At 37.8% G+C, this 767-nt stretch carries 1 protein-coding gene; it reads left to right on the top strand.

Features of this window, described 5'->3' with window-relative positions:
* Window positions 1–159 precede the first annotated feature (159 nt).
* Window positions 160–624 carry an IS200/IS605 family transposase gene (tnpA, locus tag HMPREF2979_RS00395; RefSeq protein WP_002883780.1) on the top strand — a complete coding sequence of 155 codons (465 nt, stop codon included), beginning with the start codon at window positions 160–162 and terminating at the stop codon, window positions 622–624.
* The last annotated feature ends 143 nt before the right edge of the window (window positions 625–767 follow it).

The following is a 767-nucleotide window of genomic DNA, read 5'->3' as shown; positions in this document are numbered from 1 at the left end:
TTTTGTGACTTTAAGTCCGTTTCGCTCCGAAGGTGCGAAACAAATAAACCACCCGCTATGCGGGTGCGCATCGAAGGTTATACCGTCATAACAAAAACACTCCAAACGAGTTACAATATAGGTGTTCAAGCCAATTGTAAAACGAAAGGAGTTAAGACTATGGCGCAAAAAGCTCACAGTTTATCACATACAAAATGGATGTGTAAGTACCACATTGTATTTACACCTAAGTATAGACGAAAAATAATCTATAATCAATATAGGAGTAGTCTTGGAGAGATTTTTCATAGACTATGCCAATATAAAGGCGTTGAAATAATAGAAGGCCACTTAATGCCAGATCATGTTCACATGCTAGTAAGTATACCACCACGAATGAGTGTAGCTAGTTTTATGGGATATTTAAAAGGTAAAAGTGCCTTAATGATGTTTGATAAACACGCCAATTTAAAATATAAATTTGGGAACAGACATTTTTGGGCAGAAGGATATTATGTAAGTACGGTAGGACTAAATGAAGCCACAATTAAGAAATATATCCAGGAACAAGAGAAGCATGATATCGCTTTGGACAAATTAAGCGTTAAAGAATATGAAAATCCCTTTAGGGATAATGGTAAGTAATGCGAATGCCTCTTTGAGAGGCTTGTGACGAGTCAAAAGCAATAAGGCTTGAACAAAGTGAAAGCCAGCGTCTTTAGGCGCTGGCTGGTATTATGGGCTTATAGCCCTTGATCAAACCACCCGTTAGACGGGTGGTTATGATT

The sequence above is a fragment of the Streptococcus sp. HMSC078H12 genome (assembly GCF_001814615.1).
In the GTDB taxonomy this organism is placed as follows: Bacteria; Bacillota; Bacilli; order Lactobacillales; family Streptococcaceae; genus Streptococcus; species Streptococcus salivarius_F.
The sequence above is the reverse complement of the archived record's forward strand: the minus strand, read 5'-3'. Positions and strand labels throughout refer to the sequence as shown.

Excerpts from the sequence above, each read along its gene's own strand:
- tnpA (WP_002883780.1), top strand. The coding sequence starts at position 160 with ATGGCGCAAAAAGCTCACAGTTTATCACATACAAAATGGATGTGTAAG.